The sequence below is a fragment of the Variovorax ureilyticus genome (assembly GCF_050632185.1).
GTDB classification, from domain to species: domain Bacteria; phylum Pseudomonadota; class Gammaproteobacteria; order Burkholderiales; family Burkholderiaceae_C; genus Variovorax; species Variovorax ureilyticus_A.
Map to the genome: position 1 here is coordinate 340,226 of NZ_CP192579.1, position 14,515 is coordinate 354,740.

Here is a 14,515-nt window from a genome sequence, read left to right on the forward strand (position 1 = left end):
GCCGCAAGCGAAGGTGCGCCCGAATTCCTAGAATGTCTGCCCCATTCCGCAAGGCACTCATGACACAGGGCTCCATCCGCATTCGCGGCGCACGCCAGCACAACCTCCAGAACCTCGATCTCGACATCCGCACCGGCGAGATGACGGTGGTCACCGGGCCGAGCGGCTCGGGCAAGTCGAGCCTGGTGTTCGACACCCTCTACGCCGAAGGCCAGCGTCGCTACGTCGAGACCTTCTCGGCCTATGCGCGGCAGTTCCTCGACCGCATGGACAAGCCGGCCGTCGACAAGGTCGAGGGCGTGCCGCCCGCGATCGCGATCGACCAGACGAACCCGGTGCGCTCGTCGCGTTCGACCGTCGGCACGATGACGGAGCTCAACGATCACCTCAAGCTGCTCTTCGCGCGCGCGGCGCAGTTGTTCGATCGCGAGACTGCGCTGCCGGTGCGGCACGATTCGCCCGATTCGATCTACGCCGAGCTGGTTTCGCGCGCTGTTGCCGCGGGCGATCCGCGCGTGGTGGTCACTTTCGCCGTCGAGCTGCCCGCGAGCGCCTCGGCCGACGAGGTGACGCAATGGCTCTCCGCGAGCGGCTTCACGCGCATCCAGGCCGAGCGCGAAGTCGCGACGCCGACCGGGCCGCGCAAGGTGCTCGATGTGGTCGCCGACCGCTTCCGGATCGCCGGCGCCGAGCGAGCGCGGGTGGTCGAGGCGATCGAGGTGGCGCTCAAGCGCGGCAGCGGGCGGCTCACCGTCTACGCACTGGCGGCGGAAGAAGGTGCCGAGCCGGCCATCTGGAAGTTCTCCACCGGCTTGCACTGCCCCGAGAGCGACATCCGCTACGCGGACCCGATCCCGTCGATGTTCTCCTTCAACTCGGCCGTGGGCGCGTGCGAGACCTGCCGGGGCTTCGGCCGCGTGATCGGCGTCGATCTCGGGCTCGTGATCCCGAACGACAAGCTCACCTTGCGCGCCGGCGCGATCAAGACCATCCAGACCCCCGCGTGGAAAGAGGCGCAGGACGATCTCATGCGCCACGCCGAGGCCGCCGGCATTCCGCGCGACACGCCCTGGAACAAGCTCACCGACGAGCAGAAGCAGTGGGTGATCGAGGGCACGCCGAACTACAAGGAAGGCAACTGGAGCCGCCAGTGGTACGGCATCCGCCGCTTCTTCGGCTACCTGGAAAGCAAGGCGTACAAGATGCACATCCGCGTGCTCTTGTCGAAGTACCGCAGCTACACGCCGTGCCCGACCTGCGCGGGCGCACGCCTCAAGCTCGAAAGCCTGCTCTGGCGCATCGGCAGCAAGGAAGACGCCGATGCGGTGCTCGAACCCTCGAAGCGCTTCATGCCGCAGGGCGCGAAGTGGTCGCGCGCGCAGCTCGAATCGCTACCGGGTCTTTGCCTGCACGACCTGATGCTGCTGCCGATCGAGCGGCTGCGGCGCTTCTTCGACGGCATGGAAAGCCATGGCAACCACAGCAACGCGAGCGAAGGCGACGTACAGGCGCTCAAGCTCCTGTTCGAGGAAATCACGACGCGGTTGCGCTACCTGCACGACGTGGGCATCGGCTATCTCACGCTCGACCGCCAGAGCCGAACGCTGAGCGGCGGCGAGGTGCAGCGCATCAACCTCACGACCGCGCTCGGCACCTCGCTGGTGAACACGCTTTTCGTGCTCGACGAGCCCAGCATCGGCCTGCATCCGCGCGACATGAACCGCATCACCGAGGCGATGCTGCGCCTGCGTGACGCAGGTAATACGCTGGTGGTGGTCGAGCACGACCCGGCCGTGATGCTCGCGGCGGACCGCGTGATCGACATGGGGCCGGGCCCCGGGGTGCGCGGCGGTCGCGTGGTGTTCGACGGCACCACCAATGCGCTGCGCGACGCCGACACGCTGACCGGCCAGTACCTCGGCGGCCGCAAGCAGATCGGCATGGGCTTCCGCCGCATGGTGAGCGACAACACGCCGCGCCTCATCCTGGAAGGCGTGCGCGAGCACAACCTCAAGGACGTGACGGTGGAGATTCCGCTGTCGCGCCTCGTCTGCATCACCGGCGTGAGCGGCTCGGGCAAGTCCACGCTGGTGCAGGACGTGCTCGCGCCTGCGCTGATGCGGCACTTCGGCCGCGCGACCGAATCGCCGGGCGCGCACGACCGGCTGCTGGGCGCGGACCACCTGAGCGACGTGGTGTTCGTCGACCAGTCGCCGATCGGCAAGACCGCGCGGTCGAACCCCGCGAGCTACGTGGGCGCGTGGGACGCGATCCGCGAGATCTTCGCGACCGCGGCGCTGTCGCGGCAGCGCGGCTACACCTCGTCGAAGTTCAGCTTCAACAGCGGCGACGGGCGCTGCCCGACCTGCGGCGGCTCGGGCTTCGAGCATGTGGAGATGCAGTTCCTGTCGGACGTGTACCTGCGCTGCCCCGATTGCGACGGCAAACGCTATCGCCCGGAGATTCTCGAAGTCACGATCGAGCGCAAGGGCCGCACCATGAACGTGGCGGACGTGCTCGAACTCACCGTGGCCGAGGCGGCCGCGACGTTCGAAGCGGACCGCGACGTGCTGCGCATGCTGCAGCCGATCGTCGATGTGGGCCTCGACTACGTCAAGCTCGGCCAGCCGGTGCCGACCCTGAGCGGCGGCGAGGCGCAGCGCCTGAAGCTCGCGGGCTTTCTCGCGGAGGCCGCGAAAAGCGGCAGCGCGAGCAAGCAGCCGCTGGCGCGCAAGGGCCAGCTCTTCCTCTTCGATGAGCCGACGACAGGCCTGCACTTCGACGACATCGCGCGCCTGATGCGCGCGCTGCGCAAGCTGCTCGATGCGGGGCATTCGCTGGTGGTGATCGAACACAACCTCGACGTGATCCGCGCCAGCGACTGGATCATCGACCTCGGGCCGGAAGGCGGCGAGGGCGGTGGCCAGATCGTCGCGGTCGGCACGCCGGAGCAGGTGCGCGAGAACCGCGCCTCGCTGACCGGCGAGGCGCTGGCCGACTACGAACTGGCGATCGGCCCCGGCGCCTACAAGGTGGCCGAGCGCGCGGCGCGCGAATACGCCGCGCATGCGCAGCCTGCGCCGGGCCGCGAGGCGATCCAGATCGTCAATGCGCGCGAGCACAACCTCAAGCACCTGACAGTCGACATTCCGCGCGGCAAGTTCAGCGTGGTCACCGGCGTGAGCGGGTCGGGCAAGTCGACGCTGGCCTTCGACATCCTCTTCAACGAAGGGCAGCGGCGCTATCTCGAATCGCTCAACGCCTATGCGCGCAGCATCGTGCAGCCGGCGGGGCGGCCCGAGGTGGATGCGGTGTACGGCATACCGCCGACGGTGGCGATCGAGCAGCGGCTTTCGCGCGGTGGCCGCAAGAGCACGGTCGGCACGACCACCGAGGTGTGGCATTTCCTGCGGCTGCTGTACGTCAAGCTCGGCGTGCAGCACTGCATCCACGACGGCGCCGCAGTGCAGCCGCAGACACAAGACAGCATCGCGGCGCAGCTGCTGAAGAACTTCAAGGGCCAGCACATCGGCCTGCTCTCGCCGCTGGTGAGCAACCGCAAGGGCGTCTACACCGAACTGGCCGACTGGGCGCGTCCGCGCGGCTACACCCATCTGCGGGTGGATGGCGAATTCCTGCCGACCACGAACTTCCCGCGCATCGACCGCTTCAAGGAGCACACCATCGAGCTGCCGGTGGCGAGCCTCGATGTGCTCCCCTCGCAGGAAACGGAATTGCGGCAGGCGCTCGCGCGTGCGCTGGAGCATGGCAAGGGCGTGGTGCACGTGCTGAGCGACCTCGCCGGCCTGCGCGGCGCAATGATGGCCGGTGCGCCGACCGGCGGGATCGGGCGCTCGCATGTCTTCTCGACCCTGCGCGCATGCCCGGTGTGCAGCACCAGCTATGCGGAGCTCGATCCGCGCCTGTTCTCCTACAACAGCAAGCACGGCTGGTGCCCCGATTGCGTGGGCACGGGCGTCAAGCTCACGAAGGAGCAGCGCAAGGTCTACGACGACTCGGTGATGGCCGACGACCAGAAGGGGCGCGAGCAGACCTTCGCGGAGCCGGAAGCCGAGGACGTGGGCGACGTGGTGTGCCCGACCTGCGAGGGCACCCGGCTCAACGCGACCGCGCGCGCGGTGCTTTTCGGTGCTTCGGATGCATCGGGCGATGGCGGCATCGGCATCACCCAACTGGCGCGCATGAGCGTGAGCGACATCCGCATGTGGTTCGAAGGCTTGCAGCTTTCCGGGCGTGAAGCGGAGATCGCGCGCGACCTGGTGCCCGAGATCCGAAGCCGGCTCGAGTTCCTCGAAGAGGTGGGGCTCGGCTATCTCACGCTCGATCGCGGTGCACCGACGCTGAGCGGTGGCGAGGCGCAGCGCATCCGGCTCGCGGCGCAGCTCGGCAGCAACCTGCAGGGCGTCTGCTATGTGCTCGACGAGCCCACGATCGGCCTGCATGCGCGCGACAACCAGATCCTGCTCGATGCGCTGCACAAGCTGGGCGACAAGGGCAACACGCTGGTGGTGGTGGAGCACGACGAGGACACGATCCGCCGGGCCGATCACATCATCGACATCGGCCCGAGTGCGGGCAAGCGCGGTGGGCGTCTGGTGGCGGAGGGCACGGTGGCCGATATCCAGGCGGCGAACGATTCGCAGACCGGGCGCTATCTGCGCGACGCGATCAAGCATCCGCTGCAGGCGCGGCGGCCGGTGCCTTCGCCCGAACCGGGTGCGCCGGACTGGCTCACGGTGCGTGGCGCCGACATGCACAACCTTCAGGACGTGACGGTGTCGTTGCCGCTGAAGCGGCTGGTCGCGGTGACGGGCGTGAGCGGGTCGGGCAAGTCGACGCTGGCGCGCGATGTGCTGCTGGCCAATGTCCATGCCGTCGTGGCGCAGCGCATGACGAAGGCGGGCCGCGACGCGGATGCGGCGGGCAAGCGTCCCGCATGGGCCGGGTGCCGCGCGGTGGAAGGCTACGAGACCATCGACCGCGTGCTCGAAGTCGACCAGACGCCGATCGGCAAGACGCCGCGCAGTTGTCCGGCGACCTACATCGGCTTCTGGGACACGATCCGCAAGCTGTTCGCGGACACGCTGGAAGCGAAGGCGCGGGGCTATGGTCCGGCGCGTTTCAGCTTCAACACGGGCGAGGGCCGTTGTCCCGGTTGCGAAGGCGCGGGCGTCCGCACGATCGAGATGAGCTTCCTGCCCGATGTGAAGGTGCCTTGCGAGGTGTGCCACGGCGCCCGCTTCAATCCCGAGACGCTGGCGGTGAGCTGGCGCGGCAAGAGCATCGGCGATGTGTTGCAGATGGAGGTGGATGAGGCGGTGCAATTCTTCGCCTCGATGCCGAACATCAGCCACCCGTTGCAGTTGCTGAAGGATGTGGGGCTGGGGTATCTCACGCTGGGGCAGCCTTCGCCGACGTTGTCGGGTGGCGAGGCGCAGCGGATCAAGCTCGTGACGGAGTTGAGCAAGGTGCGAGACGACGTCACGCGACGCGGCAACAAGACGCCGCACACGCTCTATGTGCTTGATGAGCCGACGGTCGGGTTGCATATGGCCGACGTCGAGAAGCTGATCCATGTGCTGCACCGCTTGGTGAACGGCGGGCACAGCGTGGTGGTGATAGAGCACGACCTCGATGTGATCGCCGAGGCGGACTGGCTGATCGACCTGGGGCCCGAGGGCGGCAATGCGGGTGGGCGCATCGTGGCCGCTGCGCCGCCTGAGGACGTCGTGGCCCTTCGGACGCACACGGGTGTGGCTCTGGCGCCCGTGCTGGCTCGCGCGGCGCGTTCGGCGAATGTGGTCGTGCCGATGCCTGTTGCGGAAGAATCTGGCCGAGGGTTGCGGCGGGAGGCCTGATTCCGTTGTCCCTGGGGCGTCCGCCCGGTCTGCGGTGCGGCGCTGCGAGCTTCACTGCGCCGGCCGCTTCGCGGCTGCCCTGCGGTGCTCGCCTTTCGCGGGGGCTCGCGCAAACTCGCTTCGCTCAAACAAGCGCGAGCCCTGATCCGCGAAAGGCTGCGCTCCTCGGCGGCGCAGAGGCGCCCGCAGCGCCGCATCGCAGACCGGGCTCAGTGGTTGATCAACGAATTGTTCGGGTCCGACGTCGCGGTCCGCTCCCCGACGACCGCCGTGGAGGTGGACAGTTTTTCCCCACCGCCCCCGACTTCAGAACCCCCACCCACCAGAGGGCCCATTGGTCCAGCGGAAAGACAGGCGCTACCCTATCGCCATGCTCACCGTCTTCAACAACCTCCACATGGTCCACCACGGCAAGGTGGAGATGTTCCGTGGCGAGCTGGTGCCGTGCTTCGAGGTCCCGGCCCGTGCCGACTATGTGCTTCGCGAATTGCAGGAGCGCAACCTCGGGCCCATCGAAGCGCCGGTTGAATCGGGCGAATCCGCATTTGCGCGCGTTCATTCACAGCGTTACCTCGACTTCCTTGCCGGTGCATGGAGCGAATGGATCGCGCTGGACCCCGCCAACGTCGAACGCGACGCGCTGCCTTCGTACTGGCCGATCCGCACTTTCCGCTCCGACGTGCTGCCCGCGAGCTTCGCGGCGCGCATGGGCCTGTTCTCGTACGACGCGGGTACGCCGCTGACTGCCGGGACCTGGCTGGCCGCCCGCGCGGGCGGCTTCTGCGCGCTGACCGCCGCCGCGCACGTGCTGCGCGGCGAGCGTGCCGCCTTCGCGCTGACGCGCCCACCGGGGCATCACGCCGGCGTGGATTTCTTCGGCGGCTACTGCTTCCTCAACAACGCGGCCATTGCGGCGCAGGCATTGCGCGATGCGGGCGTGGAGCGCGTCGCTGTGCTCGACATCGACTACCACCACGGCAACGGCACGCAGGCCATCTTCTATGACCGCGCCGATGTGCAGTTCACCAGCATCCACGGCGATCCGCATACCGAATATCCCTACTACCTTGGCTATGCGGACGAGCGCGGCGCGGGCGATGGACTGGGCTTCAACCGCAATCTCCCGTTGCCACGCGGTACGGGTTTCGCGCGGTGGCGCGAGGCGCTGAAGGAGGCCCTGGGTGGCATCGCGGAGTTCAAGGCCGGCGCGCTTGTCGTGTCACTTGGCCTCGACACTTTCGAAGGCGACCCGATCGCGGGCTTCACGCTCGCTACGCCCGACTATCTGCGCATCGGCGAGGACCTCGCGCGCGCCGGTGTGCCCACCGTCTTCGTCTTCGAAGGCGGCTATGCGGTGGCGGAGGTGGGTGCGAACGCGGTGAACGTGCTCGAGGGTTTCATGCAGTGCGCGGGCTGAACCGGGCCCGCGCGCATGACCCGCCTCAGCCTGCCGCGCGGTGGGCCGAGCGGCCCTTGCGCAGGCGCGAATAGGCCACGCCCGCGAGCATCAGGCAGCACGCCAGCATGAAGGTGGCGCTGATCGGGCGGGTCACGAAGATGCCCGGGTCGCCTCTGGAGAGCAGCAGGGCGCGGCGGAAGTTTTCCTCCACCATCGGGCCGAGCACGAAGCCCAGCAGCACAGGCGCCGGCTCGAAGCCGAGCCGCGTTGTGAAATAGCCGCCGACGCCGATCGCGAGGACGACGCCGACGTCGAACAGGTTGTTGTTGCCGCTGTAGACCCCGATGCAGATGAAGAACAGCACGCAGGGATAGATGATCCGGTAGGGCTCCGTCAGCAGCCTGACCCACATCCCGATCAGCGGAATGTTCAGGACCAGGAGCAGCAGGTTGCCGACCCAGAAGCTGGCGATCAGGCCCCAGAAGATCAGCGGGTGTTCGCCGATCAACTGAGGGCCGGGCTGGATGTTGTGGATCATCAGGGCGCCCAGCATCAAGGCCATCACGGCATCGCCCGGGATGCCCAGGCTCATGGTGGGAATGAAGGCCGTCTGGGCTGCCGCGTTGTTGGAGGCTTCAGGGCCCGCGATGCCTTCGATGGCGCCGTGGCCGAACTGCTCAGGATGCCTGGAGACCTTCTTTTCGGAGGCATAGGAGATGAACGAGGCGATCGTGGAACCGGTGCCGGGCAGGATGCCGAAGAAGGAGCCGATCGCCGTGCCGCGCAGGATCGGCATCCAGGAGCGTTTCATCTCGCCCTTGGCCAGACGCAGCGAGCGCATCGTGACCTTGGTCTCGACCGAGCCGGTGCCGATCCGGTTGACGTTGGCCAGGGTGTCGGCGACGCCGAACAGCCCCATGGCGAGCGCGACCAGCGCCGGGCCGTCGGTCAGTTCCGGGATGTCGAGCGCGAAGCGCGCCACGCCCGAGTTCACGTCGGTTCCCACGACGCCCAGTATCAATCCGACGAGCACCATCGCGACGCCCTTGAGCGGCGAGCCCTTGGCCAGGGTCGAGGCCGCGAGCAGCCCGAGCAGCATCATGGCGAAGTATTCGGCGGGGCCGAACTTGAAGGCCACGTCGACCAGGAGCGGCGAGAAGAAGGTCATCAGCGCGATGCCGATGCTGGCGCCGATGAAGGAGGCGAACATGGCCATGAACAGCGCCGCGCCGCCGCGGCCCTGCCCGGCCATGGGGTGACCGTCGAGGCAGGTCACGGCATGCGAGGCGACGCCGGGCAGGTTCAGCAGGATCGAGGTGGTGGCCCCGCCGTACTGGGCGCCGTAGTAGATGCCGGCCAGCATCATCAGGGCGGCGGTCGGGTCGAGCGAGTAGGTCACCGGCAGCAGCAGCGAAATGGCGGCCAGCGGGCCGATGCCGGGCAGCACGCCGATCAGGTTGCCCATGAAGACGCCGATGAATGACCACATCAGGTTGCTGGGCCGCAGGGCAACCCCGAAGCCCTGCCACAGGTTGTTCAATGCTTCCATCGATCAGCCCCCGATGAAGAGAGGGAACTGGATCTTCAGCAGGACGGAGAACACGAGCACCGCCAAAGCGCTCATGCCCAGACCCAGCAACGTGGCCGTGACCCATGTGTTGTGCCGATCGCCCAGGGCCGAGATAAAGACCAGGCCGAAGGTGGCGGGTACCAGCCCGGCGTGCTTGCCAAGCACGATGAAGGCGATCACGCCACCCGTCACGCAAGCCCATGCGCGGTACTCGGGTGCGGCCCGGGCTTCCTCCGGCGCCGTGTCCTGCGCGGGCGCCGGCGAAAGCACCATCAGCAGGCTTACCAGGCACAGCAAGCCGCCCAGCAACATGGGATAGAACCCCGGCCCCATGCGGGCCGCGGTGCCCACGTGGTAGTTGGAGCCGCCGGCCATGGTGGCCAGCCCGATGGCAAGCATCAATCCTGCCGATATCAGCTCGCGCTGATCGATCTTGATTCTCATTGTTTCGTCTCCCTTTTGGCGTCGGACCCAAGCGGCCCGGCGTGCCAAATTCATTCTAGGAAGGGGCTCGAAGCGCGGTCATCGGGGGCATTACGTAGGGCATGGATGTCAAGTCAAAGAGAAAAAGCCCCGCATCGCGGGGCTTTTTCTGGGTGCGTTGTGCGCTACTTCGCCCGCGCCGCAATGGCCTGCTCGGCCTTGGTCACGAGGTCGTTGCCGACCGTCGCCTTCCACTTGTTGTAGACCGGGCGGGTGGCCTTGACGAAGGCATCGCGCTCGGCCGGGGTCAGGTTGGTCACGGTCACGCCCATGGCGGCGATGTCCTTGAGCACGGGCTTGTCGGCCTCGACGAGGCCCTTGCGGGAGAGCGCGATGTTCTGCTTGCCGGCGTCGATGGCGGCCTGGCGGACGATGGCCTGGTCGGCGGGCGTCCACGAGGCCCAGACTTCCTTGTTGACGACGAACACGAGCGGGTCGCAGACGTAGCCCCAGGTGGTCACGAACTTCTGGCCGACGGTGTGCATCTTGAGCACGGTGAAGAGGAAGAGCGGGTTCTCCTGGCCGTCGACCGCGCCGCTGGCGAGTGCGGGTTGCGCATCGGCCCAGCTCATCTGCGTCGGGTTGGCGCCGAGGGCGCTGAAGGTGTCGGAGAAGATCGGCGAGCCGACGACGCGGATCTTCATGCCCTTCAGGTCATCGGGCGACTTGATCGGCCTCTTCGAGTTGGTGATTTCGCGGAAGCCGTTTTCGCCCCATGCGAGCGGCACGACGCCGGCCTTCTCGAGCGTCGCGAACATGTCCTTGCCGACCGCGCCCTGCGTGAGCGTGTCGACGGCCGCGTAGTCGGGCATCAGGAAGGGCATCGAGAACAGGTTCAGCTGCTTGACCTGCGGCGACCAGTTGATGGTGGAGCCGACGGCCATGTCGATGACGCCCTGGCGCAGTGCGCTGAATTCGCGGGTCTGGTCGCCCTGGATCAGCGAAACCCCGGGGTAGAGCTTGATGTTGATGCGGCCCTGGGTGCGCTCCTTGACGAGGTCGGCCCAGACGCGGCCGGCTTCACCCCATGGGGTCGGAGGGCCGAGCACGAGGGACATCTTGTATTCGGCCTTGTAGTTCTGCGCGGTGGCGCTGGCGGAGAAGCTGCCGAGGGCAGCGGCGACGGCCAGCAGGCCGATGAGGGAACGACGGAACTTCATGGGTTTGGGTCTCCTTGGGGGTAACTTGGTTCGCTTGGTGTGTGCTCGTTGGTCGGGCCGCCCGGTTTGCGGTGCGGCGCAGCGGGCTTCACTACGCCGGCCGCTTCGCGGCTGCCCTGCGGTGCTCGCCTTTCGCGGGGTCTCGCGCAAACTCGCTTCGCTCAGACAAGCGCGAGCCCTGGTCCGCGAAAGACTGCGCTCCTCGGCGACGTAGAGGCGCCCGCAGCCCCGCACCGCAAACCGGGCTAAGAGATGGTGCGAAGGACGTGCTCGTCAATTCAATACCCCAGCGCATGGGGCAACCACAACGCCAGCCCCGGCCAGATGATCACGGCCACCATCACGAGGAACATCGCGAACAGCATCCATCCGACCCATCGCACGGTTTCTTCCATGCGAACGTTGGCGATGCGGCACGACACCATCAGGTTGACGGCCAGCGGCGGCGTGAACTGGCCGAGCGCGACCTTGAGCGTGAGGATCACGCCGAACCACACCGGGTCCCACTTGTAGTGCTGCACGATCGGCCACAGGAGCGGCACGAAGATCAGGAAGATCGACACCCCATCGAGGAACATGCCGACCGTGATGAGCAGCAGGATCAGCAGCGACAGCACGCCGTATTCGCCGAGCCCCGAGTTGACGATCGCGCGCGTGACCGGGTCGATCACGCCCAGCGTCGACAGCGAATACGCGAAGATGCCTGCGAGCGACACCACCAGCAGGATCACCGCGGACAGCTCGCCCGATTCGCGCAGGATCGCGAACAGGTCGCGGACCTTGATCGTGCGGTGGATCGCCATGCCGACGAAGAGGCCGTAGAACACCGCGACGACTGCCGCCTCGGTCGGCGTGAAGAGCCCGGCGCGCATGCCGCCGAGGATCAGCACCGGCGCCGCGAGGCCCCAGGTGGCGTCACGGAAGCTCTTCCAGAACGGCGGGCGCGGCAGGCTCGATTCGAGCGCGCCCATCTTGTGCTTGCGCGCGAGCCAGACCGCCGGGACGATCAGCGCGATGCCCGCCAGGATGCCCGGAATCATGCCGGCGGCGAACAGCGCCGGCACCGATGCGCCCGGCACCAGCACCGAATACACGATGAAGGCCACCGAAGGCGGAATCAGGATGTCCGTCGCCGCCGCTGCGCCGACCACGCTGGCCGAATACGCATCGGGGTAGCCGGCGCGCGACATCGCCGCGATCATCACCGCGCCGACCGCTGCCGCATTGGCCGGGCCCGAGCCCGAGATGCCGCCGAGGAACATCGCGACCACGATCGCCACCAGCGGCAGCATGCCGGGGCCGCGCCCCACGATCGCGATCGCGAAATTCACGAGCCGCAACGCCACGCCCGAGCGGTCGAAGATCGAGCCGACCAGCACGAACATCGGGATCGCGAGCAGCGGGTACTTGCCGAGGCCCGCATAGAAGTTCTGCGGCACCGCGAGCAGGCCGAGCCATTGCGCGTCGCCATTCGCCAGCGCGATGCAGGCCGCACCCGCGAGGCCGAGCGCCGCGCCGATCGGCACGCCGACCAGCATCATCACGATGAAGGCGACGAAGAGAAGCGTCGGAATCATCGCGGACGGCCCCCGTCGTTCGTCTTGCGACCGCGGCGGATGAGCAGGCCCACGGCACGCAAGGCGATCGCCAGGGACACGATCGGCAGCCAGATCGAATACCACCACTGCGGCACGCCGATGCCCGGGGAAGTTTCTTCGAAGCGGTAGTCGTCCCACACCACGCGCACGCTCAGCGCAGCGATCAGGAAGAAGAGCAGCGCCACCATCGCCGCGCCGAACTGCGCGAGGCGCCTGCGGCGGGCCATCGAGCCGCCTTCGGCGAAGTACTCGATGCGGATGTGGCGGTCGCGCGCCACCGCGGCCGAGCCGGCCACCAGCGCGAGCAGGATCATGAGGAACACCGAGAACTCTTCCGTCCACGCGAAGGAGGAGTCGGTGAAGTAGCGCACCACGACGTTGGCGAAGGTGATGCACGCCAGCATGCCCATGATGACGACGGTCGCCCAGTCCTCGATGGCGAGCGGGACGCGCGTCGGTTCGTCGGCGGCTTCGATTTCAGGGGGAGGGGCTGGCGGCGTCCAGCACGGGGCCGGACTCGTTGGGGGTGGTCATCGGGCAAGTGAGGCATGCGCCATGTCGCCGGGCGGTCGCCGGGACGCGATCCGTACACCTCGACAGGGAAGTGGTGATCGATCGTAATGATCGATGCCCTTTCCCCGATAGGGGATTTCCTTAGCCGACCCCGATGCCCGCCCCCGAGGCCGGTCAGCCGGTCCTCATGGTGCGCCCTTTCGCGGCGCGGTCAGAGCGCCTTGACGAGTTCCGGCACAGCCGTGAAGAGGTCGGCCACGAGGCCGTAGTCGGCCACCGAGAAGATCGGCGCCTCTTCGTCCTTGTTGATCGCCACGATCACCTTGGAGTCCTTCATCCCGGCCAGGTGCTGGATCGCGCCGGAAATGCCCGCGGCGATGTACAGCTGCGGGGCGACGATCTTGCCCGTCTGGCCCACCTGCCAGTCGTTCGGGGCGTAGCCTGCGTCCACCGCGGCGCGGCTGGCGCCGAGCGCGGCGCCGAGCTTGTCCGCCAGCGGCGTCATCACTTCATTGAACTTCTCCGAGCTGCCCAGCGCCCGGCCGCCCGAGACGATGATCTTGGCGGCCGTCAGTTCGGGGCGGTCGCTCTTGGTCACTTCGCGGCCCACGAACGCGCTCTTGCCGCTGTCGGCGACGCCTTCGGCGCTTTCCACTGCGGCGCTTCCGCCCGTGGCGGCTGCGGCATCGAAGCCCGTCGTGCGCACCGTGATCACCTTGATCGCATCGCTGCTCTGCACGGTGGCAATGGCGTTACCCGCGTAGATCGGCCGCTCGAAGGTGTCGGCGCTGTCCACCTTGGTGATGTCGCTGATCTGGGCCACATCCAGCTTGGCGGCCACGCGCGGCGCGACGTTCTTGCCGTTGGCAGTCGCCGGGAACAGGATGTGGCTGTAGTTCTTGGCAATGGCGAGGACCTGGGCGGCAACGTTCTCGGCGAGGTTCTCCGCCGGGCTCGGGCTGTCGGCCACGATCACCTTGGCAACGCCTGCGACCTGCGAAGCGGCCTTGCCGGCTTCGGCAGCATTGGCACCGGCCACCAGCACGTGGACATCACCACCACAGGCAATCCCTGCAGTCACGGTGTTCAGGGTCGCCGGCTTGAGGGTGGCGTGGTCGTGTTCGGCAATAACAAGTACGGTCATGACAGTCTTCCTCAGATCACCTTGGCTTCGTTCTTCAGCTTGTCCACCAGCGTGGCCACGTCGGGCACCTTGATGCCGGCGCCGCGCTTCGGGGGCTCCGCGACCTTCAGGGTCTTCAGGCGCGGCTTGACGTCCACGCCGAGGTCCTCGGGCTTGACCGTGTCGAGCTGCTTCTTCTTGGCCTTCATGATGTTGGGCAAGGTCACGTAGCGCGGCTCGTTCAGGCGCAGGTCGCTGGTGATGACCGCCGGGAGCGTGAGGGACAGGGTTTCCAGGCCGCCATCGACCTCACGGGTGACGCTGACCTTGTCGCCGGCGACTTCGACCTTGCTGGCAAAGGTGGCCTGGGGCAGGTCGGCCAGGGCAGCGAGCATCTGGCCGGTCTGGTTGTTGTCGTCGTCGATGGCCTGCTTGCCGAGGATGACGAGCTGGGGCTGTTCCTTGTCGACCAGCGCCTTGAGCAGCTTGGCGATGGCCAGCGGCTGGAGTTCTTCGGCGGTCTCCACGAGGATGCCGCGATCCGCGCCGATCGCCATCGCCGTGCGCAGCGTCTCCTGGCACTTCGCATCGCCGCAGGAGACGGCGATGATTTCGGTCGCCACGCCCTTTTCCTTCAGCCGAACCGCCTCTTCGACGGCAATCTCGTCGAACGGGTTCATGCTCATCTTGACGTTGGCAATGTCCACACCGGTGCCGTCGGACTTGACGCGCACCTTCACGTTGTAGTCGACGACCCGCTTGACGGGGACCAGGATCTTCACGGTCTTAC

9 protein-coding genes are annotated in these 14,515 nt (G+C 67.3%); 2 read left to right on the forward strand and 7 right to left on the reverse strand.

Annotated elements, in window-relative coordinates; all coding sequences use genetic code 11:
• Window positions 1–59 precede the first annotated feature (59 nt).
• Window positions 60–5,879 (forward strand): excinuclease ABC subunit UvrA, encoded by a 5,820-nt coding sequence (uvrA, locus tag ACQ858_RS01655; RefSeq protein ID WP_431276762.1) that lies wholly within the window; start codon window positions 60–62, stop codon window positions 5,877–5,879.
• Window positions 5,880–6,249: 370 nt separating this feature from the next.
• On the forward strand, window positions 6,250–7,296 hold the full coding sequence (locus ACQ858_RS01660; protein WP_431275127.1) for a histone deacetylase family protein: 1,047 nt from the start codon (window positions 6,250–6,252) through the stop codon (window positions 7,294–7,296).
• Window positions 7,297–7,321: 25 nt separating this feature from the next.
• On the opposite strand, the gene ACQ858_RS01665 is transcribed toward ACQ858_RS01660, so the two are convergent.
• The 7 genes from ACQ858_RS01665 to ACQ858_RS01695 all read right to left on the reverse strand — a co-directional run bounded on the left by ACQ858_RS01665 (window position 7,322) and on the right by ACQ858_RS01695 (window position 14,507).
• Window positions 7,322–8,827, reverse strand: coding sequence for a tripartite tricarboxylate transporter permease (locus ACQ858_RS01665; RefSeq protein ID WP_431275128.1), 1,506 nt, complete (start codon window positions 8,825–8,827; stop codon window positions 7,322–7,324).
• Between the two features lie 3 nt (window positions 8,828–8,830).
• On the reverse strand, window positions 8,831–9,292 hold the full coding sequence (locus tag ACQ858_RS01670) for a tripartite tricarboxylate transporter TctB family protein (protein WP_431275129.1): 462 nt from the start codon (window positions 9,290–9,292) through the stop codon (window positions 8,831–8,833).
• 164 nt (window positions 9,293–9,456) lie between these two features.
• A complete protein-coding gene (locus ACQ858_RS01675) occupies window positions 9,457–10,491 on the reverse strand; it encodes a DctP family TRAP transporter solute-binding subunit (protein WP_431275130.1) in 1,035 nt (344 codons plus the stop codon).
• A gap of 278 nt (window positions 10,492–10,769) precedes the next feature.
• On the reverse strand, window positions 10,770–12,068 hold the full coding sequence (locus ACQ858_RS01680; protein WP_431275131.1) for a TRAP transporter large permease: 1,299 nt from the start codon (window positions 12,066–12,068) through the stop codon (window positions 10,770–10,772).
• A complete protein-coding gene (locus tag ACQ858_RS01685; RefSeq protein ID WP_431275132.1) occupies window positions 12,065–12,499 on the reverse strand; it encodes a TRAP transporter small permease in 435 nt (144 codons plus the stop codon). Before ACQ858_RS01685 ends, ACQ858_RS01680 begins: the two co-directional genes overlap by 4 nt.
• Before the next feature lie 314 nt (window positions 12,500–12,813).
• On the reverse strand, window positions 12,814–13,746 hold the full coding sequence (locus ACQ858_RS01690; RefSeq protein ID WP_431275133.1) for an electron transfer flavoprotein subunit alpha/FixB family protein: 933 nt from the start codon (window positions 13,744–13,746) through the stop codon (window positions 12,814–12,816).
• A gap of 11 nt (window positions 13,747–13,757) precedes the next feature.
• The gene (locus tag ACQ858_RS01695) at window positions 13,758–14,507 is read right to left on the reverse strand and encodes an electron transfer flavoprotein subunit beta/FixA family protein (protein ID WP_431275134.1); all 750 of its coding nucleotides are present in this window, start codon (window positions 14,505–14,507) and stop codon (window positions 13,758–13,760) included.
• Window positions 14,508–14,515: the final 8 nt, after the last annotated feature.